Source organism: Pseudomonas sp. MD195_PC81_125, assembly GCF_014060985.1.
GTDB classification, from domain to species: domain Bacteria; phylum Pseudomonadota; class Gammaproteobacteria; order Pseudomonadales; family Pseudomonadaceae; genus Aquipseudomonas; species Aquipseudomonas parakoreensis.
In genome coordinates this window covers 1-1,874 of record NZ_JABULD010000633.1, presented here as the reverse complement: position 1 = coordinate 1,874, position 1,874 = coordinate 1, and the positions used below count along the sequence as shown (strand labels likewise).

Genomic DNA, 1,874 nt, shown 5'->3' with positions numbered 1-1,874 from the left:
CGAAAGGCTGCGATCTTTTGACTTTGATCTTTTAAAGCAAGATCAAAAGATCGCAGCCTCCGGCAGCTCCTACACGGTTCGGCTAAAACGTTAAATTCGGAACTGCCCCACCAGTCTGCCCAACCGCTGCCCCAGCTCCGCCAGACTGCGCGAAGTCTGCGCGCCCAACTGGGTCTCATCCGCCACGCTGTCCACCGCCACGGCGATCTGATGCACGCTGCGGTTGATCTCTTCGGCCACCGCCGTCTGCTCTTCCGCCGCACTGGCGATCTGCGCGTTCATCGAATTGATGGTCGCAATCAGCTCGGCCATCGCATCCAGCGACGCGCCAGCCTGATTGGCTTGCGCCGAGGTGCCATCGCCCGCCTCGCTGGAGCGGCGCATCGCCTCGACCGCCGACTGCGTGCCCGCCTGCAAACGATCGATCATGCTCTGAATTTCCTGGGTGCTGATCTGCGTGCGGCTGGCCAGCGCCCGCACTTCGTCCGCCACCACCGCAAAGCCACGCCCGGCCTCCCCGGCCCGCGCCGCTTCAATCGCCGCGTTCAGCGCCAGCAGGTTGGTCTGTTCGGCAATCGAGCGGATCACTCCGAGCACGCCGACAATCGACGACACGTCCTGCTGCAGGCTGTCGAGCGATACGCCGCTGCTGCGAATGTCATCCACCAGCGCATGAATCTGTTTGATGCTGCCGGCCACCACGCGCTTGGCGCTCTGGCCTTCCTCGTCGGTCTGCTGCGCGGCCACCGCGGCGTTCTGCGCGCTTTTGGCGACTTCCTGGGCGGCGGCGGACATTTCGTTGATCGCCGTGGCGACCTGGTCGGTCTCATGGCGCTGACGCTCCATCGCCTGATCGGAACGCTGGGCCTGATCCGACACTTGGGTCACCAGGCCGGTCAGTTGCGTGGTCATCTCGGTGATCTGTCGCACCAGGCCGTGGATCTTGTCGACGAAGCGGTTGAACGAGCCGGCCAGTTCGCCGAGCTCATCCTGGCTGCTGATGTTCAGCCGGCGGGTCAGATCGCCCTCGCCTGCGGCGATGTCGTCGAGGTTGGCTTTCATCAGGTTCAGCGGCCGCAAAATGGTGTTGGCCAACAGCATGCCCGCTGCGGCGATCACCAACAGCACCAGAACGGCCACGCCGACGATGCTGAGAATCACGCCTTGCATACGCTCCTGCACCTGCGCCTCGACCACCGCCACTTGCGCTTCAATGCCGTCGAGGTTGACCGACGTGCCCACCGCCATGTCCCACTTTGCCAAGTATTCGGTGTAGCCGAGTTTCGGCACCAGCACGTTGGCATTGCCCGGCAGTGGCGAGCTGTATTGCAGATAGTGGGTGCCGTCCTTCGCTACGCTCACCAGGCCGCGATTGACGTAAACCCCGTTGGGGTCGCGGTTGTCCTTGAAGCTTTTGCCCACACCTTCCGGGTCATTGGCCTTGAACAGGCGCACGGTCTCGGAGTCGTAGCCGAAGAAGTAGCCGTCCTTGCCGTAGCGGATGCCCGACAGCAATTTGATCGCCTGCGCCCGCGCCGCGTTATCCCCGGGGGCGGCCGCGTCGTACAGCGGTTTGATCGTGGTCATCGCCACGGCGACGTAACTTTGCAGCGTGGCCTTGGCGTCGGCGAGCAGGCGTTCGCGGGTCTGCTCGACCTCGGTGTGCGCCTGCTGCTGGAGGATGAACAGCGTGGTCAGGCTGATGACCAGCGCAAAGAGCAGCACCGGCAGGACGGCAAGGGACAGGACTTTGGCCTTGAGACTCAAGCGCATTGGGGGGCTCACTCTTTTGGTTTTATTGGCGTGGTTAAAGGCGTTAACGGCACGCGCGAGCAAAAGTTGAACCCAAAAAAAGATCGCAGCCTTCGGCAGCT

Annotated in this window: 1 protein-coding gene and 1 pseudogene; both read right to left on the bottom strand. The window is 63.0% G+C overall.

Annotation, left to right across the window (positions count from 1 at the left end; translation table 11 throughout):
- Positions 1–90: 90 nt before the first annotated feature.
- Entirely contained in the window at positions 91–846 is a 756-nt protein-coding gene (locus HT737_RS32835; protein WP_374011195.1) for a methyl-accepting chemotaxis protein, read from the bottom strand.
- Positions 847–948: 102 nt separating this feature from the next.
- A pseudogene (locus HT737_RS32830) lies at positions 949–1,773 on the bottom strand (cache domain-containing protein); the annotation flags it as partial.
- Between the last annotated feature and the right edge of the window lie 101 nt (positions 1,774–1,874).